A 23,518-nucleotide genomic window follows, 5' to 3' on the forward strand; every position below is an offset into this window, starting at 1 on the left:
GTACAAATGAGGTTCCTACGTGCGATTAAGGGGACGGTGAAAGAGTCGCTCCGGCTGAAGTGATCTCAAGGCGCTGGGGTCGGTAAACCGGAGTGTTAGCCTTACGAAGATCCGCGATAAAACGGATCGCATCACTCGCTCGATCGAACGGGCAGCCGTCGAGCTGCGCAGGCGAGAACTCCCACCATTTGGTGTTCAAAAGTTCGTCTATAAGCCCAGGGTGAATTCGAGTCCTGATGATTCGACCGGGATTGCCGACGACAATTGAATACGGTGGTACATCTTTCGTCACAACGGCATGAGCGCCGATAACTGCTCCGGTACCTACGGTGATGCCAGTGCGAAGAAAGGCGCCGACCCCAATCCAAACGTCGTGCTGTATGAGCGTCTCTCTAGTGGTCGTGTGAGATACGCGTTTCCAATCACCAACCACTGCGGCCCAACCAGGCCTCATATATTGGACTGGTGATGTGCTGAGCCAGTCGGTCGGATGTTCAGGATAACCAATTTCCACGCCTTCAGCGATGGAACAGTACCGGCCTATCCGGACATTGGTGAAGCGCCCCTTGCCATTTATGTAGGAGAATGCGCCTACAGAGAGAATATCTCTCATCGACGTTTTGACTTGGCAGGGAATTTCGTACGAATTTCCACAGAGAAACTGGCTTTTCGGACTAAATTCCAACTCAAGCCCGAGATTCTTCAGCTCTTCGGGTGAAAATCTGGTGCCAAACTCAACTCTCCTAATGCTCATTTAGGCAGGCCTTCCGATCTGAAGGTCATGATAGTCGCAATGCAAAGCGCCGGTGCTGGGGTTGCGGCGCTCGCTCGCGGGCCGTTCTCGCCCACTTGCGCCGTCGCGAAAGTTTCTTGCCACGAGAACCCACAGACTCCGGACGGGCAAGCCTGCTGTCCGAGTGGATATGCTGCCTCAATACTCGATGTGTAGTGGGGTATCCTGTCAGGGTTTTCGGTATTTGGGATGAACCACGACATACCGTCCCGAACTTCGCCGGTTTCGCCGTAGGCAAACTGCCTATTTATCTTGCACCACGCCACACCCTGCGCAACAAGCGCATCGAGTTGTCTCGATCCTGCGCCAGCTTCACGCAGCAAATCAATAGTGCGATCTACGCGCATCTCATACCCTGAACTCTGAATGATTCAGTGGGCGTTTATGATAGTTTTGATACAGATTTACGACATTGGCGCGCGCAGTGATGCTTGGTTACCGAGCTTCGGAGAGGTATCTCAAGGCAGCGGAACTTAGTGCCAAGGCTGGTGTCCGTGCCTGAATGTAAGGGCCGGTTCCGATTCTAGCGGATGCTGCGCTATCCTCCCACGAGAAGCCCCCAGCGCTATTCGGCGCAATGAACTTAACGAGTGAGTGAGCGGCCTCTAAGTTGTCGCTGTAGTTGGGTATCGTACCAGGTTGCCCAGAACTAGGATCGTACCAGACCCCTCGAGAGATGGTTTGCCCTTTGTCATCACGATCTTCTCGTATCTCGCGGCGCCATCCGATCGCTTCGGCGATCTGCCGATCCAAGATCCGCGAGCCTGAACTGGCAGCCTCAAGACTGGCAACTATCTTGGCAATTTCCAAGCAAACGCTCCATAGGTTCGTTGCAGGTTCTCCCCGCTAATTTCAATGAAACATCAAAGCTGGAACTTCGTAAACGTCTTCAAGCTAAATTTCCAGTCGATCGAGACTTCGGATTTCATGGACAGAAACTTGATCCTAACTCGCATTTTCGATCCGATGCCGGCTGCGCTGGGCTTTATGCGAGTAACGCTCTGTGGCCCGGATGATCTTGTCTTGGCCATGCTTCTTCTCCTTTGGTGTGGGAGGAGCTGGAGGGCGCACTCCCCAGCATTCCATGCGTTCTCACTGGGCGCTTACCCCAGCGAAATCTGGAGCGACGCCGCGCTAAGATGAGGCGGTGCCTTTACCTAGAGATCTCTTGCTACCCGTTGTAGTATCTTGAGTAGCCTAACCCAAACGGGTGAAGCCAGATAATCCCATCGTGATACCATTTCTGTGGAATGAGCTGGGTTCGTCAGGGAGAGGAAAATGGCAACTTTGCAGAGATACTTCCCGGGGAACGTCAACCCGGATCACTATAGTCCACCGATCGTCGGTACGGATTATATGCCGTCCATGGCCGAGTTTCTTGACTTCGAGGCGGTAGTATCCCGGAGTTCATCCTCGACCCGAGTGCTCTTCAAGTTCGAGAACGGTATCCAGGCCAAGATCATTGGCACAGGGCTGAAGTTCGACAGCAATGGGGATGCGATAGCGGGCGAGGTGACCGAGGTTCAGGTCCTCACGGCAACTGGGAAGCTGATCGAAAAAATATCGGGCTTCGCTGTAGCCGCGAAAACGTTCCAAACCTATCTCGACGACTCCTGGTCGATGCAACAATGGTTGTTGCGCGGTAATGACAAGCTCAACGGCGGTGATGGCGGTGACGATCTCTACGGATACGCTGGAAATGACGTCCTTAAAGGCGGTGCAGGGGACGATTTCTTCGTCGGCGGCGAGGGCAAGGATACCTATGACGGTGGTGCAGGCTGGGACCAACTCAGCTTCGACGACAGTTTCCTCAGCAAGGCCGCCAAGAAAGGTGTGACGATCGACGCCACCGCTCACAAGGCGACAGACCCCTACGGCAACGTCGAGTCCTTTTCGAGTATCGAAAGCTTTCGCGGAACGAAGTTCGTCGATACGCTCAAGGGATCCACTGCAGATGAGCAGTTCATGGGGTTGGCCGGCGCCGATAAGATCGATGGCGGCGGCGGCTTCGATGAGGTGCGCTATCACCGCGATGTTAATCGCGGCGGCAAAAACGGCGTGACTGTGGACTTGACCAAAGGCTATGCCATCGATGGCTTCAAGACGAAAGACACACTGACAAGTATCGAAGCCGCCCGAGGCACCGACTTTGCGGACAAGCTGATAGGTAATTCCGTCAAAAACTCACTGCGCGGGGATGGCGGCAAGGACCAGATCTATGGCAAATTGGGCAATGACAAGCTCCAGGGCGGCGGCGGCAAAGACGCGTTCTTCTTCGATACCAAGCTGAACGGGTCCAGCAACGTCGACACTATTACCGACTTCAGCGTGACCGATGATACCGTCTACCTCGCCAAGGCGATATTCACGAAGATCGCCGGCACCGGGGCTATGAGCAGCGATCAATTCTACGCCTCCACATCCGGCAAGGCTCACGACGCCGACGATCGGATAACATATAACAAACAGACCGGTGATCTGTTCTATGACAGCGACGGCGCTGGTAAGGCCGCCGCAGTGCGTTTCGCGATCGTCGAAGACGGTCTAAAGCTCACATCGACGGATTTTTTCCTCTATTGAGGGAGCGGCAATGAATCGTACCCTGCGTCCACTAAATTGCTATCATTCTGACTGGGGCGTAACAGGAAATTTGTAGCGATCTGATTGGCCAAGGACGGTTGGCACGCCGCTCGTTAAGGGTTCGAATTTTCGGATCGAGCTAAACGGGACTTCTCGATTGGCCCCAATTTGGGTAAACCGTCGCAGTGCTATGTATGCGGGGAGGGGAAGTGGCTGCTCCGATTTCCACAGCGATAGTACTCGCGGCATCGGAACTTTTGCTATTATCCGTCGCCATCGCAGCAAATGACCAGCGTTAGGTTATGGAATGATAGGGTTTGTGGAGAGAAGAGTACGCGAGGGCCGAAACCTGCCTGTTCTGCGTATCGTTCTCGCAGCCGCGGCATCGTTATTGAACCCGTTTAAAGCAGCGAGGAAGATTTCGTCCCTCATCTTTGAAGGTCGCCTTCTCATCGAATATCACGAGGGACGGGCAGCAGCGGCTGAAGACATTTTTTTCCGATATGCAAAACGCAAACAGCTCACGTTTTGGGCCGTTAGTACCTACATCGCAAAGGTAGTCGATCTTGGACATTCACGGCGCCTTGATGAAATTCGGCGGCATCCGCACTTGTCTGCTGGAGCTTCAGCCCTGTTATCCGAGGCGGCATCGAGGCTTGCCGGTGATGGGGCGGGAGTCTCATCTGGAGATTTGGACGAAGGGCAGGCTGATCAGCTGAGATATCACCAACGCCTTGCCGAATACGGTTTGACTTTCATGCGGGCCGAGCCCGACTACATTGACATTACGCTTCCTCTATCAACCGCACTTTCCGCAGAAGCATGTGATCGCGAGGACATTTTTGCTGCTGCGGTTACATGTCTCATCGGACAATTAGCAAAGGTCGAGAAAAGTCGGCCTCTTTCGCGCGCGCATATCGGCGATGTTGTTGCTGCCAAACTGAGCCTCTTTGATCTGAAAGGCGCGCTGGTGTTTCTGAAACACCCTCATGTAGCAGACATGGCGAAGGCACGCCGGCTCACTGTTGAGGTTATCTCGCTCATCAACGAGACCGAGGCTTACAGCCGTGCAGTCAGCATGGCGAACGAGGACATTCTGGCCCGCGCCGCGGGAGCGCGCACACCTTTGGACAAACGGCCTGTAATCCTTATGCCTGCTGCTGGCTTCAGGAAGAACAAGATCGACTATCCGGGATTTCGCGCCGATATCAGGTTCGTCCTTTCGGCCGTGTTTGCAGCCTTCGAAAATAATAAGCTCGCTTATGCAGTCCGGAGCCGTCTCAGAACCCACGGCTTCATTGATCTCCCCGTCCCCAGCTTTTCCTACCACACGATATCGCATGGAAAGCTGGGGCTTCACTTCAAGGAAACAGACAGGCCGTCCCTCTTCAGCTTCGATAGCCGCGGCTATGCAGGCTGGTCGGAGTTTTCGGATTTGTCGTTGCAGCAGTTGCGCGCTGCGGATGTCGACCAGCAGGCGGCCGCTGCATTTTTCGAGGCTGACAAACAGCGTGTCATCGGCGGCAATCTGTCGAAATACCGGCAGGCGGACGTATCCGATAGCGAGAACCTGCCGGAGAACTTCATCTTCGTTGCGTTGCAGTTGATCGGCGATGCCGTCAGCCAACTTGCCTATCTCAGCCTGTTCGAGATGGTGGAAGAGGTTGTTCGGACAGCCGAGGCGAAAGGACTTTCCGTTGTGATCAAGCGGCATCCGCTTTGCACGACGCCGGAAGTTTCACGAATTCTATCGAAGCTTGTTGCCGAGGGCCGTGTGATCCAAGTCTATTCCAGTATTCACGCCATCATCCCGAAAGCCCTGGCCGTCTGCGTCGTCAATTCCGGCGTCGGCGCCGAGGCTCTGTTGCATGAGAAGCCGGTTTATGTATTCGGCAGGGCCGACTACATGGCCGGCTGTTTTGTGTGCCGCCAGCCGGGCGATTTTGCGGCTCAGTTTGTTGCCGGAGAATCCAGCCTGAGGCCAGATGACCTACGGAAGTTCTGGTTCCTCCTGCGGAACCGCTATGCGATCGATCTTCGGGACAAGGAAAGGGCGGCCGCCGAGATTGAGGCGCGCGTGATGGTGCACTTAAGGTCATCAATGTTGGATGAGCCATCATACCAGTCAAACTGACCCGAGTGATCTCAAGAGATAGGTAAAAAAACGAGATTCACTAAACTCGAAGAAACAACGATGCCGCCATTGGTTCAATGCATTGACCACAACTATAAATCGAGTAATCTCGCCGGATTATCTTTGGGGGAGCAGAATGGCCATAGTTACGGTCAACATCAATTACGGCATGGATATGCGGGGTTTCGACTTCAGCTCTATCTATGACGCATACTCATACACTTACGGATCGACGATTTTCCGCGCCAACTATGGAGATGGATGGCTCGATGAATTCAAAGGCACTGGTTTCAAGTACAACAGCTACGGCGAACCGGTCAGCGGCACAGTAACCAGCTATGCTCTCGTCTATAACGGCACTAAAGTCTTGTCCGTTGACAGTGGCTCGGTGGCAGTCACCTCGATCGTCAAGGCGGCGGGAACTTATTCAACGAAGGATGACGTGGCTATTGTTTCGTCTGTCTTGAAAGGCAACGACAAAATCATGGGCGGCAATGGCATCGATTATCTGACCGGCTTTGCGGGCAATGATACGATCTTTGCTAACAAGGGCAACGATATTCTAAAGGGCGGCACAGGCGACGACAAACTCGATGGCGGTGCAGGGAAAGACAAGCTCTACGGCGAGGATGGCAACGATCGCCTGTACGGCGGTCTGGACAAAGATTTCCTTCATGGTGGCGCAGGGAAAGACACTTTTCTCTTCGACACGAAGCTAGGGTCAACGAACATCGATACGATCGACGATTTCTCGGTCAAAGACGATACGATCTGGCTTGACGATGATATTTTCACCAAGGTTGGCAAGGTTGGGGACTTGGCCTCAGGTGCTTTTTATGTCGGCACGAAGGCCCACGATAGCTCGGATCGGATTGTCTACGACAACAAGTCAGGTAAGCTCTGGTATGATGCCGATGGCCACGGAACGGGGGCAGCACTTCAATTGGCCCAGTTGGACCCTGGCCTGAAGCTAACAGCTGCAGATTTCGACATAATCGGCTGATGGCTGCCGGGTAACTGCCCGAAAGAATGAAAGCCGGAAGCAAGATCGCCTCCGGCTTTTTTATGCCACGAGAATTTCTTAAAAGATGAGAGCAGTTGGCGTATATCGTGCCGATCGTCGGCTGAAGGACCTTGCCAGCATGAGCGTAACGAATGACCGCAGCAACGAAATCGCGAGCAAGAATGTTGCATCCGCGGTGTTCAATCGATGCCGAGGGGGGCTGATCGCGGTCGCAATCGCGAGCGCGCTTATCAACCTTCTTTATCTGACCAGTTCATTCTTCATGCTTCAGATCTACGACAGGGTCATTCCGAGCAGAAGCATCCCCACACTTGTTGCACTTTGCCTGCTTGCTTTGATGCTTTATGCCTTCCAGGGCGCGTTTGAACTGGCACGAAGCCGAATGCTGACTCGGGTAGCTGGTATATTCGACGAGGCGCTTGGAGCGCGGATCTTCAAAACGGTGGTAAAAGCACCGGTCAAAGGCCATGCTGGCGGCGATGGCTTGGCCCTGATGCGTGACTTCGACCAGGTCAGAACATTTCTGTCTAGCTCAGGCCTTCCCGCTTTTTTCGATTTGCCTTGGCTTCCATTTTACATTGCCATCTGCTTTTTGTTCCATCCGATGGTCGGCTGTATCGCTATTGCCGGCGCGGTCATCCTGACCATTTTGACCATTTTGACTAACAGCAAGACTCAGGCATCGGCCAAGGAGCTGCATGAGATTGGCAGTCAGCGCGGCACCCTGCTTGGGGTAGCGCATCGGAATGCAGAAGTCGTCGAAGCGATGGGGATGGGAGGCGATCTCTCCCGATCGTGGTCGCAGGTCAATGACCGCTACCGGCAATCTCATCGGCAAAATTCCGACGTTGCTAATGGTTACGCAACCCTTTCGAAGATTTTCCGTATCGCGCTCCAGTCAGGGGTGCTTGCGGCAGGTGCGGTTTTGGTGATTGAGAACCAGGCGTCGGCCGGCATTATCATAGCGGCTTCCATCTTGACGTCACGTGCCCTTGCGCCGGTCGAGCAGGCGATTGCTAATTGGCGTAGCTTCGTTTCTGCCCAGCAGTCTTGGAAACGTCTGCGGCAGTCTTTCGAGATTGTTCCTGAGACTGACGCACCGCTTGCGCTTCCGGCGCCAAGCCAGAATCTGACAGTAGATGGCCTGATAAGTGGTGCGCCCGGGCGCCAGGAGATGGTCATTGCGAATATCAGCTTTGCCGTCGACGCGGGAAGCGCGATCGGCGTCATTGGACCAAGTGCATCTGGTAAGTCGTCGCTGGCGCGCGCGCTGACCGGAATATGGCCGATCCACCGTGGATCGGCGCGGCTGGATGGAGCAACCGTCCAGCAGTGGAGCGATGAGGATCGAGGCAAGCATATCGGCTACCTCCCTCAAGATATCGAGTTGTTTGAGGGTACAATCACACAGAACATATCGCGGTTTCGCGAAAACCCGGCACCTGAGGCCGTCATCGAGGCCGCCAAGGTTGCCGGTGTCCACGAACTAATCTTAGGCCTGCCGGGCGGATATTCCACAGAGATCGGACCCGGCGGATCGACGTTATCGGCTGGACAACGTCAGCGTATTGCACTGGCGCGCGCCCTGTTCGGCAATCCTTTTCTTGTAGTGCTCGACGAACCGAACTCAAATCTTGATGCCGAAGGGGAAGCGGCACTTGCCGAGGCGATCGTGAGGATCCGCGAACGTGGCGGCATTGCTATCGTGATTGCCCACCGGCCAAGCGCGCTTGCCGGGGTGGATCTTGTCTTGATGATGAAGGAAGGGCGTGTCGCAGCATTCGGCCCTAAAGACGAAGTGCTTTCGCGCGTTCTGCGCCGTGAAGCAGCTTCTGGGGAACCAAGGCCGACGCCTTTGAAGATCGTCAGCGACGAACGGGCGCAGGAGTAAAGACATGACGGAACGAGGTTCGCAAGATTCCCTTGGTCGGCATATCATCTTTGTCACCATATTAGGCCTATCACTTGTTGCAGGTGTCGGTGGCTGGGCTGCGACGACCACGCTTTCCAATGCCGTTGTCGGCGATGGGACTGTGATCATCGATGAAAATGTAAAGAAAATACAGCACCTTAGCGGTGGTATCGTCTCGGAACTACTTGTCAAGGAGGGTGCCCAAGTGAAGGCCGGTGAGGTCCTTTTGCGGCTTGATGGCACGACCTTGCGGGCAAGCCTCGGTATCGTGACCAGCGCGCTTGCTCAGCTTTACGCCAAACGGGCTCGCCTGCAGGCGGAAACACTCGGCGCAGACACGCTGACAATCGCGGATCTGTCCGCCAGTGGGATTGACGTCAATGCCAACCGAAAGCTGGTCGACGGCGAAATACGACTGTTTACAACGCGAAAAGCCGCGCTGTCTGGCATGAAAAAACAGCTGGAGGAACGAAAGGCTCAGTTGAGAGAGCAGATCAGCGGTAACGATCTTCAGATCCGTGCGATCAACGATGCTGTAAACCTGATCGATGAGGAATACCGCGCCATCAATTCACTTTACCAGCAGCAGCTCGTGACGTTGCAACGGGTAAATTCGTTGAAACGTCAGCGAGTCGAGTTGGATGGCAACAAGGGTGAACGTATTGCGTCTCGCGCGCAGTCGGAAGGCCGGATCAACGAGATCGACCTTCAGATATTACAGCTCGACGAAGACCGCCGAACGGAAAATGCCAAAGAGCTGACCGAAGTCGAGGCAAGAATTTCCGAGATGGAAGAACGAAAAGTGGCCAATTTGGATCAGCTCCAGCGGCTCGACCTGAAAGCTCCGATGAGCGGGCGGGTTTACCAGCTGATGGTCCACACCGTTGGCGGTGTCGCCAATCCGGGCGATCCACTGATGCTTCTGGCACCGGATCAGCGCGAATTGACGGTTGAGGCGAAAATTGCCTCTCGCAATATCGATCAGGTTCATCCAGGCCAAACGGTCGACATTCGCTTCAGCGCTTTTGATCAGAGAACGACACCTGAAGTCATTGGTGAGGTCGTATCGATGTCGCCAGACATCATTTCGGATCAAAGGACTGGCATCAGCTACTATCCCGTCCGTGTTAGACCGGATCCGGCAAGCCTTGCGAAGCTCGAAAAACTGGCACTTTATCCTGGCATGCCGGCGGAGGTGTTTATCCGAGTGTCCGACAGGTCGGTAATTTCCTACCTTGCCAAGCCTTTCACAGACCAACTGGCTCACACATTCCGTGAGGAATGAGAGCCGCGAGCGACAAGATGATTTTAGGATCACGGGCAGACCCGCTCGCCAGCGGGTCTGCCGTCACGTCCGCTCACTTACCGAGAGGTTGGCTCCATTCACTTAAAGAAGAAAATCGCCTGCATACATTTTGGTGAAGTCATCGACTTTCACTTGGAAGTCAGCCACACCGTCGCCGTTGACATCCGCGGAGACAATACCGCTTTTGAACCTGAGTTCACCGGCCTCACCCGAAAAAGAGCTTGTGCCGATGAAATCAAATGCCTGATTACCGCCGCGCGTGGTATCGGCGTCGATTGATCGAAGATCGATGTAATCATCGTCACCGCGGCTAAAGTCAGTGATGACATCGCGAGCCGAACCTGCACGAGAATCCGATAGTGACGCAAACACGAATGTGTCTGCTCCTGATCCACCTGTCAGATAGTCGTTACCGGAACCGCCATAGAGCTTATCATTGCCCGCGCCTCCAGACAGATCATCGTTTCCCGATCCGCCATACAGACGGTCATTGCCGTTGCCACCTGACAAATAATCGTTACCGGAGTCGCCGTAGATTGTGTCGCTGCCGTCCCGGCCATAAACGGAGTCGTTTCCTGCGCCACCCCAAAGCTTGTTCGCCCCAGACGACCCGTAAATCTTGTCTGAAACTCCAGTCCCTTCGGCGTTCTCGATGCTCACGAGTTTCTCCGTGTAACTGGTCCCACGAGTATCCGCATATCCAGCTTGCAGATCGATCACAACGCCGGCGCCGCTCAGATCGGCATCATTGTCTTGGCTCTGATAGCTGATAGTGTCGTTGCCAGCACCTCCGTGGAAATAGTTATTAAATCCCACGGAGAAAAAGGTGTCGTTGCCGTCTTCACCGTAGTAGTCGCTGTGGTAGGTCGACACGTCGAGCTTATCGTTGCCGGAACCCGCATACACAATGTCATAGAGGCTGGCGGCTTTTGAAAATCCAGTGGCCACGTAGGTGTCGTTACCAGACTCGAGATCTATGCGGTTACCGCCTTCAAAACTGTTTTTTACCAGATCGCTGCCTGATCCCGCGTACACGGTGTTGTATCCGCCATATGCACCGACAAGATTTAGATAAATCGAGTCGTTACCGCCATAGGCATATACGGTCAGATCCGAATCGTAGTCGTCTTGATAAACAACGTTATTAGAGTTGTTTCCGTAGTATGTCGGCATAGAATTCTCCCAAATTTGGCGATGCCTACAGCAGCGTTCGGCGATTACGACCGTTGTGCATGAACAAAGCGGAAAGATGGCGATGTAGCCAAACCACGTCATCATCCCGAGGGCGCAAGCCGTCTGCGTCGCCAACTCCGGTGTTGGCGCAACGGCTCTGCCGCACGAGAAGCCGGTGTATGTTTTTGGGGCGGCCGCCTATGGGCCGGCTGTTTCGTTTGCCGCCGGCATGGCGATTTGCAGCTCAGTTCGTTGCCGGAATCTATGGTTTCCTCAAAATATCTGGCCATAACCGAGGTGGGCGTCTAGCGAAAGATTCATGTGGCTCTCAGCCGCGGTCATGAGCAGAACCGCGACGCCAGCCATCGCAACCTCAATTACCGATAATTGCCTCGACTTTAACGTGACGAGACCTACCGTCCAGAGTTTGGAGCGAACAGAGAGCCCGAATGAAAACTATAGCAGCAACCCCACGAGGGGAGCGAGCATAGCCTTATTGGGCAAAACGGCGCTAGTGTAGAAAGGCCCGCTGGCAGCGAATTTGATCGGCGGCAAAAAACAGCTCCCCAACTGAGCTCCTCAACATCGACTGGGGTGCGAGCACCGCTTCGGTTGCATGCAGCGACATGTGAATTGCCTATAGAGGAACTGTATTGGACGAAGACAAGCCTCCATCACCCCCAGGGCATCGATAAAGGCGGCATGCTTCGCGGATAAAGGAAAACGACACTGTACACGCAACTCGCCTCTCGGATGATTCCAAAGGGCGAGCAAGACTGTAAGTCAAAGCCGCGCCAAAAACGCCTTGCAACCAAGAAATCACAAAAGTTGAGGTTTGTTCATGAGGTGACCGTGCGGAGGCTCTGTTTGGTGTGCGTGATATACCTCACCCTTTAATTGATCGTACCCTGCGTCCGGTTCGCCAGTCGCGTGTTCCAAAAAATTTGGGAAGCGAAAGGAACTTCATTCGCAATCTTTAGTTTAGTGGAAGAAACCGGGGTTACCATATATGTCCGCTGAAGATGTCTTGCACTCGCACTGTTTTAATCAGGGGAGAAGAGCCGCTTGCATAGGCATGCCGCGCCACACCAATCCCTACATCGACTGCAGTGGTATAAAGCTGGACGCTTGGGTCGAAGGCTTCGAGACAGTGAACAATTCCGAGATCATACCGGTGGAGCGTATCCATCTATTTCATCTGGGCAGAGAAGCCGCGGAACGTGGCGATCCGGCATCTGTTTGCCCTTTTACCGAGGACGAAAACCCAGAGCGGATGGAAATTTGGCTCATCGGCTATGCTCCCCACATCGATCTGGAACTGGTCGCCAACGATAACGTTGCGCCCTGATGAGATTTCTGGAACGACGCCCGTTAGTTACGACCTTTCTCTTCTCTGCCGCGATAATCTTGTCGGTCTTTGTGGTGCAGACATGGATGACCGACCGGTTTGGCGCTGTAGACGGCAAAGCGCCTATCACCGACCCGCCAGGTTGAGATCCGGGTCCAGCGTGGTGATCACGAGCCAACCATGTGCACCATCCTGCAAGTGGAGCTGCCGATCGCCCAAACCGCATCGAGCATGTCGGCAGCTTCCATTGCTCCACTACATGAGCCGACAATTTCTGACGAGCCTCTAAAGATACTGAGGCGATACCGTATCAGCAGGGATCAAGCAAAAGAAACATCCGCGCCGGGCACGGGCGCCTCTGCCTTACGGCATGCGCTGGCCCGGGCGGCTGTCGAGCGCGTCGTACAAGTCACCCAGAGCGTCGTCGAAGAGGATCATGGTAAAACTTGGCTCAACCTCGAGGTAAGACAAAGACACGATCGAGCGCTTATCGGCTGTGATTGGGGAGCCACGATCAAGGGACGCAGGAGCGCGGTCAGGCCAGGCTTGAGAAGTTGACTTTCGCGCTGGGCCTCATCGAGAGTAACGATCCCGCTGACGTAAAGGGGATCCCGTTTGCGCTCGGTGAATACGACGCTTTTCGGCACATCTCATGCGGATGAATAGGGGTCGGCTACCAGGCCGGCAGCAGCCTATGGGATACTGCTCGTAAACGTGTAATCGATAGACGTTGGGCGCTCCCAAAGAATGGAAGCGCCCAACGCAACCAATGCCATCAAGGGTATTACGAAGAGGACAGCGCCGTTAATACGCATCATAAACTCCAGCAAAGTCGTCCCCTATCGGTGACTATGCTGGCAGTATCTTTAATGATCAGTTACCGCCGTGCCCCATATTGGTTCAGGCTTCGGGGCCCTTGCCGATCTTGTGAGCGTTTTCAGCTTCGCGGTAGATCCAGTCGTAGGTTGGCTCTTCCGGCGGAACCTGCTTACTGGGAGCTCGGCTCCGCCTCCAGCGGCTGTAGACCGCAATTGCTGCTGCGGCGAGAGCACAAACGAGTATCGCGGCAAGGATGCTCATGGGCAGATAAGTCGACATGCGGCCTCCAGTGGTTGCTGCACTGCAAACGGCGGACCGCGGCACAAGTTCCGAATTGGTCCATCAGAGCGGTCGCTTCCCGTTAGCGGCTTCGCGCTTCAGCCATTCGGCGGTCGGCTTGTCGGGATCGACCTGGCTAGGATTCCTCTCTCGCAGCTTTCCGCGACGGAGGATGATGAACGTGAAAATTCCGAGAGCGAGGATGAGAAATATCGCAAGCGCCAGCATGGGAAGAAAGGTGAGGGATGTCACGGCCTAACCCGCCAGCTTGTAGTCAAAGGTGGTTACCAGCGCAGCTGAATGAAGGGCTGCCTCAAAGAGCTCCCGCGCCTCATCAGGTGAGGCTCGGCCATCCAGCGCGCGGAGGATGCACGCATCAGCTGCAGCGAAGTTCGAATCCTTCTTGTGCGGCCAGTCGGTCATCAGAAACCGTCGGGCCTCAAGAGGACCAAAAACCAACTTGCCGCCCACGACGACTGGCTTGTCCCAAATAACGTTTTGCATAGCCGGCTCCTTCACGCGGTGTTTCAGACTTAGTCTGCCGTCACCAAACTCGTGCGAAGGTCAATGGTTCCGAGACAACATGCCCGCATGAGGGCCGGAGCCGCTCCAGCAGCAAGAGGAGAAACATGAGGCCAGCCAGCAATATCTTTGAACACCATCTTGGCTACATCCCACACCTCGTCGGGGGGAAGCGGACGTCGACTGATACGCGTGAGCACTGCAATCTCTCCTCCACCAATATGATGGCGAGATCTTCGGAGATGGGATCATCGGAGCTGTGAAAGATGCAGTCAAGTTTGTCGGTCACGATGTCTCGCAGCTTCGAGGCGTCGGGCAAAAAGCCACTATCGATGGATGGTCAAAGCGGAGGATTCTGAGCCGCTAAGCTTAACCTTCGGAAAGGTGAGCGCGTAAAAATCAGTAAAGCCGAGGCTAGGAAAATACTCGCTGCGGCCTACACTAACCCAACAGGCGTATCGGGAGTGCAGCGATGCGAAGACGGCTTTCCGTATGGCCCAAGCAACCTTCGCCAGCTCTTGATCGGTCGCCGAGAGGGAGCGAATGTTAAGAGCGGTTCGCAAGCTTAGCAGGAAATCTTCAACGAGCACGAAAACCGCGACACGTTCGGTCGTGCGCTCGATGTGATGCAGGATGAATACGTCCGCGTGCTGACCGAGGCGGCCACGACAAAGAGCATGGGCAGCTCGGAGAGGTCCGCGAAGGGCGACATGCGATCTGCGCCGGGAGGCGACTGCTGATCGCGGCCAAAACAACTTCGAGGAGGCTAGGAGGCTGGCGGATTATCGGCGAAGACTCAAGGGAGGTTTCCGGCAACTGGTGCCCCTTTATGGGTGAAGGGGTCGCGCACTTAGCGCGATCCCAATCATCCATGCGCCCTGAACTCGGACCGGACGCCCCGTTATGCTGCACGTTGTTGCAGCTTCTGAACGCGGGCGTAAGTTTTACCGCAGCCCGAAGAAGCCCAAGATAGCAAGTACGATGACGACGGCTCCAACGAGCCAAACAATGTTGTTCATAATCATTTCCTTTGAAATGTAAGTGGCTAACGGAAGCGAGAATGCAGCAGCACAGCTTCTGTTCCATCGTAACTACAATCTGCAATGTCGAGCCGCGCTGCGGACAATGGCGGCACCGCCAACGGTACGCCGGACGCCTCATACCAATGCGCACCTGCTGGCGTCTTCCATCGCCTGGCGCTGCCTCCTCTCAGCAACGGGTAATCCTGCGGCGGTCTCCCCATTGGGTCGAGATCGCCGCTTTTGTTTTTAGGCCGCAATACGGCGGGCAGCTTTGTCGATGGCCTTACGGTCTGAGCCATATTGGTCAATGATCTTGGCCGCGTCTTCGACAGGTATCCTAAACTTCTTGGCTAGAACTTTTGGTTCATAGGCGGGCTCTGCCGCCGAAGCGACTCCTTGGTCTGTCATGGGTTGTCTCCTTGAGATGGAGCGGCCAGATGATGGCCACGCACCGTGGCGGCCGCTTGTAGTGACCATATGGGAATTAGAGGCGGTCATTCCAAGTGATGCGGTAGAGCTGCGTGGTAGCTCGCTTGGCTCCTGACCCGAATGCCGCAGGTTCAAATCCTGCCCCCGCACTGCGCTGCGGTACTCCATAAACGCCGAAGCTACGATCCGGTGCGATGCGTTTCAAAAAATACCCACCGGACTTGAATCTGCTTGTGCCCAATGTAAGGTAATCAGCTTGCTCCGGCGCGTATGACTTGGGTCACGCGCTCCGCCCTGCGAAATCTCCCCTTGAATCAACTCGGTCGGAATTATCATGTGGCGGGATGCGCCATCAGCGCCTCCCGGATCGCTACCAGCTTGCGATGGCACGAAACCGCGAGCCTCAGTCCGCCTGTCGGCATCCCCTCCAGTCCGCCAAAAGGACCTTTGTTACGCGGTGTTTGTGGTGTTCGCTTCGCTCCCTGTGTTTCGGCGGGGGACAATGAGCGTCGATTGAAAGCCCATCGCCGTTCCCCGACTTCGGCACGACGATGGCACTGCGCTCTGTGGAGTTGATCAAGCTGCCGGTAGACGAAGGAGTGCGTCGGCATTGCCGTGGGCGATGCGCTCCCGGTCTGCGGGAGAAACCGGCAGGCTGCTGAGAAATGCCGTGCCTGCGCGGTTCGTGGCGTACGGATAGTCGACCGAGAACAGGATGAGATCCGCATTGAAAGCGGTCAGCGCGGCGAGAAATGCGGACGTGTCGAAGAAGCCAACTGGTCGTGATCCAAACTTGATCCAGAATAGTTTGCGATACGGTCCGCTGCCGTCCCGCTTCTGCTCCCGTCCCGAAGGTCTCCTCAACGCGTTTGAGCAGCATTGGGAGTAACTCACCCAAGTGACCGATGATGAGCTTCAGGCCCGGGTTCCGATCGAGCGTGCCGGACAGGACGAGGCGCAAAATGTGAATGGCCGTTTCGGCATGCCAGCCGAAGCCTGCATTGGACAGTAGATATGATGAGATATCGCCCGGCAGTCCGTCATAGTAAGCATCCCGCACTGAACGGGGCGGGGTCCGGGATGAATATAAAGCGGGCACCCGAGCGCCTCGGCACACGACAGGATAGGTGCGAACCGCGGTTCGTCCAGGAACAGTCCATCCGTGGTCCCATTGATAGAGGCCCCGCGAAAACCGAGGTGTTTCACGCACCGTTCCAGTTCGTCCGCCGCCGCCGCAGGTTCTTTCATAGGCAAGTGGGCGAATGCCGCGAAACGATCGGGATGTCTTTCTACCGCAACAGCAAGTCGATCGACCTCCTTTATAACAATGTTAGGTAAGGCGTTGGGAACAACGCCGTCGCGATACTTCGACCGCACAGTTACCGATCCGCGAAGGCTTAGAAGGAAAAGTCAGCAAGCCGAATAGTTCGGTAAGTCGCTCAAAAGTTTGTCTCTCTGTTATCGATGCCCCTTGCTGCAAGGGCGTCTACAAGGCGATTTCCTACACTGAGAGGCGAGTGGCGGCGTCGCGATCAATGACCTTGAGAAGGATTGAGGACCAATTCACTTCAAATCGGCGTCTGTCTCTACTTAAATTGAGGCGTCCATCTTGCTCGATTCAGAGATTTCCGCCGCTGGCATTCCCGGTGCTGCTGTTTCCCTTGATCGGACCACCCAATGTGGCCTTGAACCACTCGACCACCCGGTCGATGATCGGCGGCTGATACCAGGTGAGATCGCCATGACCTGCGCCCTCGACAAGAACGTACTCAACCTTGTCGCCCTTCTTCTTCAGGGCCTCAAAGAGCTGCAGGCTCTGGAGGGGCGAAACGAGCGTGTCGGCGCTTCCATGCATGATGAGGAACGGCGGCTTGCTGCCTTCGACATGGCCCATGGGACTTGCCTGTAAGGCCTTCTCGGGGTCGCTACCGATCGATGCACCGGGGAAATCCCCAAACGCCGTGCCGTTCACCAGCAGCGCCTCGGTCACCGCCGGTGATTGATGCACCTTTGCGATATCATCCGGAAAGCCGTCGCCAATTTCCAGAAGGTTCGAGATCCCATACATCGTCACGGCCGCCTGGACGTCGGAGGATTTGTCGAGGAACTGACCTTTGTCGAAGGCCTTTTCGCCATTCGTCATGCCCATCATCTGCGACACGTATCCGCCGGCTGAATCGCCAAGCACACCGATGCGTGCGGGGTCAATGCCATATTCACCAGCATGTTCGCGCAGATAGCGGATAACCGCCTTGCCGTCCTCGACAAGTGACGGATACTTGTCAGGAACCGTGCGGTATTGCGCGGCCGCGACCACGAAACCCGTTTTCGCGAGCGCCATGCGCAGATCGATGAATTTCTCATGATCCGCCGAGATAAAGCCGCCGCCCGGGAAATAAACGATCGCCGGCTTCAACTCGTTGGTCCGGGGGACCAGCAGCGACATTTCGAGCTGGGTAACGGCACGAACTTGCTTGATCTGCGTAAAAACCACGCCGCCGATCTCATCGATCTGGCCTTGCGTCTTTTCCACGCGAACCACCTGCGCACCCTCGGCGTAGCCAGGAAGCGAGGTCTTATCTTCAGCTTGGCCAAGATTGCTGGCCACTATGGTTGCTCCAAAAAATAAGGTGCCAAGAAGTATTCTCTGCTTCGTCTTCATTTCGATTTTCTCCCAGGGAATGTGGATTAGATCACCCGTTAGACGGTCGTTAATATATTGCAGAACAAGAGCGTGCCTAGCCGGCGGGCTCAGTCACGCTCATCGCTATGCCGGCTTTCGCTTGGATGCACTTTCGACGGTCGTCCAGAATTTCTCGGCCAATTCTGCCATGCGTGACCGGGATCGGATCAACACGATCTTGACCGGGACCATCCACTTCTCGTCGCCGGCGATTGCGAGCGTTCCTTCAGGCTCCAGCTCGGATTTGGCAAGGCTGCGTGGTATCCAGGCGACACCCTTCCCCTCGAGTGCCAACGCTTTCAACACCATGGCCAGATGAGATGTGAACACACGAGCGAGATGCAGTTCGCTCCCGACGTGGGGCAGATTAGCCGCCAGGATCCGCCCCATGCCTGATTTCTCGTCAAACGATATATGAGCGATGGGCTCGGATGGTGTGCCTGGCAGTTTATGGATCGGCGTTCCATTTTTATCTTTTTGCGCCACCGGGAGAAGAACGTCGCTGGCCAGTTCCACGTGCTTGAAATCGGCTTCATGCAACCGGATTTCGCTGTTCGGATGGAAGTGGCAGAGAAGAAACTGGGCTCGGCCTTCCGCCATCATCTTCTCACACTCGTTCATATTGTCCGAAAGGAGCCGGATCGGCACGGTAGCCACCGACGAGCCGAGGCTTTGGATCCAACCCGGGAAAAACGTGAAGGACAGAGCGTGCGTTGCCGCAAAGGTCAGGGTCGCGGTGGCGGATCGTTCCTGGCTCAAGTCGTGGACGGCCCGTTCGATCCTTTGAAGAATATCGTTTGCGGCATCCAGCATGATTTCGCCAGCAGGCGTGATCCTGATGCGGTGCGTCGACCGGTCGACCAGAACGGATCCGCTCCAGTCCTCGAAAGCCTTGATCCGACGGCCAAACGCGGGCTGGGTAATGTTGCGCACCTCCGCCGCTCTCGAGAAATTCAGCGTATCGGCGAGTGCCCGCAAATCCAGAAGCCAGGCTGTATCCATCTCTTTTCCTCACTTGCGGCACCAATTGAAGCCGAAACGGCATTGGACCGTCAATCGCTTGTTCGCGAATGTTGCATTGAGGAGTGCCGTTGCTGGAGACGACGGCAAATGGGAGGAAGACATGAAGCTACTTTCAACAATAGCTGCCTTTACGCTAGCAGTCACCCCGGTTTTTGCGGCAGACTATCCGGAACGCAACATATTTATGGTCGTTCCCTATGCGGCGGGTGGGCCAACTGACACTATTGCCCGGCTTACCGCCGACGCCATGTCAAAGTCGCTCGGCAAGCAGATCGTCGTGGAGAACGTCGCAGGCGCAGGCGGTACGATTGGTGCCCGGCGTGTGGCCGACGCAGATCCGGACGGCTATACGATCCTCGTACACCATATCGGAATGGCGACGGCCCCAGCACTTTACCGGCAATTGCCCTATAAACCCATGGAGGCGTTTGAACCGATCGGGCTCGTCAGCGACGCCGCGATGACGGTCATCGCGCGCAATGAGTTCCCGGCGTCGACGTTTCAGGAACTCGTCGCCTACATCAAGCAGAACGGTAACAAGGTCACGTATGCTCATGCTGGCATTGGAGCCGCATCCCATCTGTGCGGCACGTTGTTCATGTCAACGATCGGGACGCAGATGACAACCGTTCCCTACAAGGGAAATGGCCCGATCATGACGGATTTGCTTGGTGGCCAGATCGATATGACCTGTGACCAGGCCACAAATACCGTCGGTCCGATCACGCAGAAGCAAGTCAAGGCATACGCGATTACCAGTGAAGCACGCGCTGCCACACTGCCTGACGTGCCGACGACCACCGAGGCCGGATTGCCGGAATTCAAAGTGGGCGTCTGGCATGGCGTATACGCGCCCAAGGGCACTCCGAAAGACGTCCTCGACAAGCTGACGTCGGCGCTCCAGGCTGCAATGGACGACGCTACTTTGAAGGAACGCTTCGCGCAGATCGCCACCATGCCCGCGACGAAGGAACAGGCGACGCAGGAGGCGCTTCGCACCAAACTCGATAGCGAAATCAAACGCTGGGACCCCATCATCAAGGCTGCCGGTCAGTTTGCAGATTAACGGTGATGGTTCGGTTGGGGGATGACGTCCCCTAACCGAACGGAGGTCTTTCATGGATATCAAAAACATTGCCGCTTCCGGCACGCTGCTGGCCGTCGGGCTAGCGTTCGGCATTTCGTCCATATTTACGATGGACGTCGGATCGGCGCTCAGGATGGGGCCGGGCTATTTTCCCCTAATTCTGTCGATCGTCATCACAGTGATTGGCGTCGTTATCGGAATCAAAGCCCTGAAGGACATCGAAGTTTTTCGCCCGCAAATTGCACCCTTGCGTGCTCTGGCCGCGATCATCGTTGCGCCGATCCTGTTCGGCCTGACAGTCCGCGGCTTGGGGTTTGTACCAGCGGTTGCGCTCACCTCGTTGTCTGCTGCAACCGCGGCGAGCGGGCAAAGACCGCTTGTCGTTCTTGCCATCACACTCGGCATTACCGTGTTCTGTCTGGGCGTTTTCTACTATGGCCTCGGGCTGCCCGTCCGTCTTATCGGTCCCTGGTTGGGAGTTTAGGCTATGATGGACATCATCGGTAATCTTGGGCTCGGTCTCAGCGCTGCGCTTACGCCCTACAACATTCTCTTCTGCTTCGTCGGCACACTGCTTGGAACGTTGGTGGGCGTACTGCCGGGGATCGGACCGACGGCAACGATCGCCATGCTTTTGCCGATCACCCTGTCGCTCTCGCCGGAAACGTCGCTGATCATGCTCGCCGGCATCTATTACGGTGCACAGTATGGGGGCTCAACGACGGCGATCCTGATCAATCTGCCAGGCGAGTCCTCGTCGGCCGTGACCGCTCTGGATGGATACCAGTTGGCGCGGCAGGGGAGGGCGGGGCCGGCGCTTGCCGCCGCGGCGCTGAGTTCATTTTTTGCCGGGACAATCGCCACCGTGGTCGTCGCCGCCCTTGCGCCGCCGCTGACGACGGTCGCGCTCAAATTCGGCTCGCCGGAATATTTCGGCCTGATGGTGCTCGGCCTCGCCGCCTCCATCGTTCTGGCGCGCGGCTCGGTGCTCAAGACCATCGCAATGGTCTCGATGGGTCTCGTCTTCGGGCTTGTCGGAACGGACATCAATACAGGGGCGATGCGCTTCACGCTCGGCCGGCCCGAACTGGCGGACGGTCTGAACTTCGTCGCCGTTGCCGTCGGTCTCTTCGGGATCGCCGAGATCCTGCGCAACCTGGAAACGACGATCGAGCGAACGGCCGTCGTTAGCCGCGTGGCGGGTCTATGGCCAAGTCGCTCAGATTTCAAAGCGATGATTGCCCCGGCGTGCCGGGGCACTTTGCTTGGTTCCGCTCTGGGCGTTCTTCCAGGAGGCGGCGCCATTCTCGCGTCCTTTGCGTCCTACGCGCTTGAGAAGAAAATCTCAAAAACTCCAGAGCGCTTCGGCAATGGTGCTATCGAGGGCGTCGCCGGACCTGAGGCCGCCAACAACGCCGGCGCGCAGACCTCCTTCATTCCCATGCTGACCCTCGGCGTGCCCGCCAATCCCGTCATGGCGCTCATGATCGGCGCGATGATCATCCAGGGCATCGTGCCGGGACCGCAGGTCGCGACCGAGCAACCCGTTCTGTTCTGGGGCCTCATCGCCTCGATGTGGATCGGCAACCTTCTTCTCGTCATCCTCAATCTGCCACTTATCGGCCTGTGGGTTAAGCTTCTGACCGTTCCCTACACGGTGCTGTTTCCGGCGATCCTCGCCTTCGCCTCGATTGGCGTCTACAGCGTGAACTCCAACACGTTCGATCTCTATGTGATGGCCGCGTTCGGTGTGTTCGGTTACGTGTTGTCGAAGCTGGATTTCGAGCCCGCGCCCATGCTGCTGGGCTTCGTCCTCGGGCCCCTGCTGGAGGAGCATCTGCGCAGGGCGATGACGATTTCGCACGGCGACGTTTCCGTCTTCTTTACCCGGCCCATCAGCGCAGGACTTCTGACGGTCGCCCTCATCGTGCTGATCGTCGCCTTTCTCCCCAATATCGCGAGACGTCGCAACGAGGTCTTCGTCGAGGAAGACTGATCCAACAGGAGCATGACTTTGGAAAATAGAACAAACCGCGTCTACAGGATCGCCTCCATCGCCGGCGATGGCATCGGGAAGGAGGTCGTTCCCGAAGGCCTCCGGGTGCTGGAAGCGGCATCGAAAAAGTTCGGCTTCGAGCTGCGGATCGACGGCTTTGACTTCGCCTCCTGCGATTACTATGTGAAGCACGGTCAGATGATGCCCGAGGACTGGAAGGCGCAGATCGGCAGCCATGATGCCATCTTCTTCGGCGCGGTCGGCTGGCCGGAGGTCGTTCCCGATCATATCTCGCTCTGGGGCTCGCTGATTCAATTCCGCCGGGAATTCGACCAGTATGTCAGCCTGCGGCCCGTGCGGCTGATGCCGGGCGTGACCTCGCCGCTCGCCGGGCGCGGCCCCGGCGATATCGACTTCTACGTCGTCCGGGAAAACACCGAGGGCGAATATTCCTCGGTCGGCGGGCGCATCTTCCCGGGAACCGAGCGGGAAACGGTTCTCCAGGAAACGGTGATGACGCGGATCGGCGTCGATCGGATTCTGAAATTCGCTTTCGATCTCGCGCAGACCCGCCCCCGCAAGCGCCTGACCTCCGCCACCAAGTCGAACGGCATCTCCATCTCGATGCCCTATTGGGACGAGCGGGTCGAGGAAATGGCAAAGTCCTATCCGGATATCACCTGGGACAAATATCATATCGATATTCTCTGCGCCCATTTCGTGCTGAACCCGGACCGCTTCGATGTGGTCGTGGCATCGAACCTGTTTGGCGACATCCTCTCGGATCTGGGGCCGGCCTGCACGGGTACGATCGGCATCGCGCCGTCGGGAAACATCAATCCGGAGCGGAAATTTCCCTCCCTGTTCGAACCCGTTCACGGATCAGCGCCGGACATTGCGGGACAGGGCCTTGCCAACCCTATCGGACAGATATGGTCGGCAGCGATGATGCTGGACCATCTCGGAGAGTATGAAGCCAGCGCTGCCGTGATGGCTGGCATCGAGACCGTTCTCGCGGACCAAAGGCTGCGGACACGCGACCTGGGCGGAGATGCGGACACCGTCACTTGCGGAAAGGCCGTTGCGGAAACCCTTTGATGACATGCCGTGGCGCTGAATATGCCGGCAGCCGCTCAATGAAGCCGAATTGGCATCGCCGGGTATTCGATTCTATGGAGGCGGATAGAGCGATTCAGTCAAGCATCCTTATCGCCCGCCCAGGTTCTCATTCTATTTCATCAAATTGCGAGAACTGGCAATGCTGAAACGGCACCAATACAAATCGTCAGAGCATTGGAATGCGTGGCCTCGCTCGGCTACCAAGGCATTAGTGCTCTCGTCTGATCGCTGCGAAGGTGCGGCAGAGAGACAACATTTCGCTACCTACC

20 protein-coding genes are annotated in these 23,518 nt (G+C 56.1%); 10 read left to right on the top strand and 10 right to left on the bottom strand.

Annotated elements, in window-relative coordinates; genetic code table 11:
* Positions 1-25: 25 nt before the first annotated feature.
* The gene (locus ACI3K0_RS20895; protein ID WP_404946156.1) at positions 26-754 is read right to left on the bottom strand and encodes a CatB-related O-acetyltransferase; all 729 of its coding nucleotides are present in this window, start codon (positions 752-754) and stop codon (positions 26-28) included.
* Positions 755-2,071: 1,317 nt separating this feature from the next.
* On the opposite strand from ACI3K0_RS20895, the gene ACI3K0_RS20900 reads away from it, so the two are divergent.
* From ACI3K0_RS20900 to ACI3K0_RS20920, 5 genes are all read left to right on the top strand, one after another.
* Positions 2,072-3,373, top strand: a complete 1,302-nt coding sequence (locus tag ACI3K0_RS20900) for a calcium-binding protein (RefSeq protein ID WP_404946157.1) — start codon at positions 2,072-2,074, stop codon at positions 3,371-3,373.
* A gap of 307 nt (positions 3,374-3,680) precedes the next feature.
* A complete protein-coding gene (locus tag ACI3K0_RS20905; RefSeq protein WP_404946158.1) occupies positions 3,681-5,507 on the top strand; it encodes a hypothetical protein in 1,827 nt (608 codons plus the stop codon).
* Between the two features lie 136 nt (positions 5,508-5,643).
* A complete protein-coding gene (locus ACI3K0_RS20910; protein WP_404946159.1) occupies positions 5,644-6,510 on the top strand; it encodes a calcium-binding protein in 867 nt (288 codons plus the stop codon).
* Positions 6,511-6,649: 139 nt separating this feature from the next.
* On the top strand, positions 6,650-8,422 hold the full coding sequence (locus ACI3K0_RS20915; RefSeq protein WP_404946160.1) for a type I secretion system permease/ATPase: 1,773 nt from the start codon (positions 6,650-6,652) through the stop codon (positions 8,420-8,422).
* A gap of 4 nt (positions 8,423-8,426) precedes the next feature.
* Positions 8,427-9,728: an HlyD family type I secretion periplasmic adaptor subunit gene (locus tag ACI3K0_RS20920; RefSeq protein WP_404946161.1), complete on the top strand. Its 1,302-nt coding sequence runs from the start codon at positions 8,427-8,429 to the stop codon at positions 9,726-9,728.
* A gap of 102 nt (positions 9,729-9,830) precedes the next feature.
* On the opposite strand, the gene ACI3K0_RS20925 is transcribed toward ACI3K0_RS20920, so the two are convergent.
* Positions 9,831-10,922: a calcium-binding protein gene (locus ACI3K0_RS20925; protein WP_404946162.1), complete on the bottom strand. Its 1,092-nt coding sequence runs from the start codon at positions 10,920-10,922 to the stop codon at positions 9,831-9,833.
* Between the two features lie 1,009 nt (positions 10,923-11,931).
* Here ACI3K0_RS20925 and ACI3K0_RS20930 point away from each other — a divergent pair.
* Positions 11,932-12,270 carry an Rmf/CrpP family protein gene (locus ACI3K0_RS20930; RefSeq protein ID WP_404946163.1) on the top strand — a complete coding sequence of 113 codons (339 nt, stop codon included), beginning with the start codon at positions 11,932-11,934 and terminating at the stop codon, positions 12,268-12,270.
* Positions 12,271-13,170: 900 nt separating this feature from the next.
* On the opposite strand, the gene ACI3K0_RS20935 is transcribed toward ACI3K0_RS20930, so the two are convergent.
* The 8 genes from ACI3K0_RS20935 to ACI3K0_RS20970 form a co-directional block, all read right to left on the bottom strand.
* Positions 13,171-13,368: a hypothetical protein gene (locus tag ACI3K0_RS20935; RefSeq protein WP_148144901.1), complete on the bottom strand. Its 198-nt coding sequence runs from the start codon at positions 13,366-13,368 to the stop codon at positions 13,171-13,173.
* 63 nt (positions 13,369-13,431) lie between these two features.
* Entirely contained in the window at positions 13,432-13,620 is a 189-nt protein-coding gene (locus ACI3K0_RS20940) for a hypothetical protein (RefSeq protein WP_183687937.1), read from the bottom strand.
* 3 nt (positions 13,621-13,623) lie between these two features.
* Positions 13,624-13,872, bottom strand: a complete 249-nt coding sequence (locus tag ACI3K0_RS20945; RefSeq protein ID WP_148144903.1) for a DUF982 domain-containing protein — start codon at positions 13,870-13,872, stop codon at positions 13,624-13,626.
* A 1,286-nt stretch (positions 13,873-15,158) separates the two neighbouring features.
* Positions 15,159-15,320: a hypothetical protein gene (locus ACI3K0_RS20950; RefSeq protein ID WP_183687939.1), complete on the bottom strand. Its 162-nt coding sequence runs from the start codon at positions 15,318-15,320 to the stop codon at positions 15,159-15,161.
* A gap of 597 nt (positions 15,321-15,917) precedes the next feature.
* Positions 15,918-16,235, bottom strand: a complete 318-nt coding sequence (locus ACI3K0_RS20955) for an amidohydrolase family protein (RefSeq protein WP_404946164.1) — start codon at positions 16,233-16,235, stop codon at positions 15,918-15,920.
* Positions 16,236-16,256: 21 nt separating this feature from the next.
* The gene (locus ACI3K0_RS20960) at positions 16,257-16,718 is read right to left on the bottom strand and encodes an amidohydrolase family protein (protein WP_404946165.1); all 462 of its coding nucleotides are present in this window, start codon (positions 16,716-16,718) and stop codon (positions 16,257-16,259) included.
* 241 nt (positions 16,719-16,959) lie between these two features.
* Positions 16,960-17,949, bottom strand: coding sequence for an alpha/beta hydrolase fold domain-containing protein (locus ACI3K0_RS20965; protein ID WP_404946166.1), 990 nt, complete (start codon positions 17,947-17,949; stop codon positions 16,960-16,962).
* Positions 17,950-18,108: 159 nt separating this feature from the next.
* Positions 18,109-19,026, bottom strand: coding sequence for a LysR substrate-binding domain-containing protein (locus ACI3K0_RS20970; protein ID WP_404946167.1), 918 nt, complete (start codon positions 19,024-19,026; stop codon positions 18,109-18,111).
* Between the two features lie 121 nt (positions 19,027-19,147).
* Between ACI3K0_RS20970 and ACI3K0_RS20975 the strand changes: the two genes are divergently transcribed.
* Genes ACI3K0_RS20975 through ACI3K0_RS20990 form a run of 4 tightly spaced genes read left to right on the top strand, consistent with a single transcriptional unit; the run spans position 19,148 to position 23,228 of the window.
* Complete coding sequence (locus ACI3K0_RS20975; RefSeq protein WP_404946168.1) at positions 19,148-20,113, top strand: tripartite tricarboxylate transporter substrate-binding protein; 966 nt, start codon at positions 19,148-19,150, stop codon at positions 20,111-20,113.
* 52 nt (positions 20,114-20,165) lie between these two features.
* On the top strand, positions 20,166-20,618 hold the full coding sequence (locus ACI3K0_RS20980; RefSeq protein WP_404946169.1) for a tripartite tricarboxylate transporter TctB family protein: 453 nt from the start codon (positions 20,166-20,168) through the stop codon (positions 20,616-20,618).
* A 6-nt stretch (positions 20,619-20,624) separates the two neighbouring features.
* Complete coding sequence (locus ACI3K0_RS20985; protein WP_404946221.1) at positions 20,625-22,130, top strand: tripartite tricarboxylate transporter permease; 1,506 nt, start codon at positions 20,625-20,627, stop codon at positions 22,128-22,130.
* Between the two features lie 12 nt (positions 22,131-22,142).
* Positions 22,143-23,228, top strand: a complete 1,086-nt coding sequence (locus ACI3K0_RS20990) for a tartrate dehydrogenase (protein ID WP_404946170.1) — start codon at positions 22,143-22,145, stop codon at positions 23,226-23,228.
* Positions 23,229-23,518 lie beyond the last annotated feature (290 nt).

Origin of the sequence: Rhizobium sp. ZW T2_16 (assembly GCF_044987325.1) — a bacterium.
GTDB classification, from domain to species: domain Bacteria; phylum Pseudomonadota; class Alphaproteobacteria; order Rhizobiales; family Rhizobiaceae; genus Neorhizobium; species Neorhizobium cellulosilyticum.

Bases quoted from the DNA above. Each gene is read 5' to 3' on its own strand.
- ACI3K0_RS20895 (WP_404946156.1), bottom strand. From the start codon at position 754: ATGAGCATTAGGAGAGTTGAGTTTGGCACCAGATTTTCACCCGAAGAG.
- ACI3K0_RS20900 (WP_404946157.1), top strand. From the start codon at position 2,072: ATGGCAACTTTGCAGAGATACTTCCCGGGGAACGTCAACCCGGATCAC.
- ACI3K0_RS20905 (WP_404946158.1), top strand. From the start codon at position 3,681: ATGATAGGGTTTGTGGAGAGAAGAGTACGCGAGGGCCGAAACCTGCCT.
- ACI3K0_RS20910 (WP_404946159.1), top strand. From the start codon at position 5,644: ATGGCCATAGTTACGGTCAACATCAATTACGGCATGGATATGCGGGGT.
- ACI3K0_RS20915 (WP_404946160.1), top strand. From the start codon at position 6,650: ATGAGCGTAACGAATGACCGCAGCAACGAAATCGCGAGCAAGAATGTT.
- ACI3K0_RS20920 (WP_404946161.1), top strand. From the start codon at position 8,427: ATGACGGAACGAGGTTCGCAAGATTCCCTTGGTCGGCATATCATCTTT.
- ACI3K0_RS20925 (WP_404946162.1), bottom strand. From the start codon at position 10,922: ATGCCGACATACTACGGAAACAACTCTAATAACGTTGTTTATCAAGAC.
- ACI3K0_RS20930 (WP_404946163.1), top strand. From the start codon at position 11,932: ATGTCCGCTGAAGATGTCTTGCACTCGCACTGTTTTAATCAGGGGAGA.
- ACI3K0_RS20935 (WP_148144901.1), bottom strand. From the start codon at position 13,368: ATGTCGACTTATCTGCCCATGAGCATCCTTGCCGCGATACTCGTTTGT.
- ACI3K0_RS20945 (WP_148144903.1), bottom strand. From the start codon at position 13,872: ATGCAAAACGTTATTTGGGACAAGCCAGTCGTCGTGGGCGGCAAGTTG.
- ACI3K0_RS20950 (WP_183687939.1), bottom strand. From the start codon at position 15,320: ATGACAGACCAAGGAGTCGCTTCGGCGGCAGAGCCCGCCTATGAACCA.
- ACI3K0_RS20970 (WP_404946167.1), bottom strand. From the start codon at position 19,026: ATGGATACAGCCTGGCTTCTGGATTTGCGGGCACTCGCCGATACGCTG.
- ACI3K0_RS20975 (WP_404946168.1), top strand. From the start codon at position 19,148: ATGAAGCTACTTTCAACAATAGCTGCCTTTACGCTAGCAGTCACCCCG.
- ACI3K0_RS20980 (WP_404946169.1), top strand. From the start codon at position 20,166: ATGGATATCAAAAACATTGCCGCTTCCGGCACGCTGCTGGCCGTCGGG.
- ACI3K0_RS20985 (WP_404946221.1), top strand. From the start codon at position 20,625: ATGGACATCATCGGTAATCTTGGGCTCGGTCTCAGCGCTGCGCTTACG.
- ACI3K0_RS20990 (WP_404946170.1), top strand. From the start codon at position 22,143: ATGACTTTGGAAAATAGAACAAACCGCGTCTACAGGATCGCCTCCATC.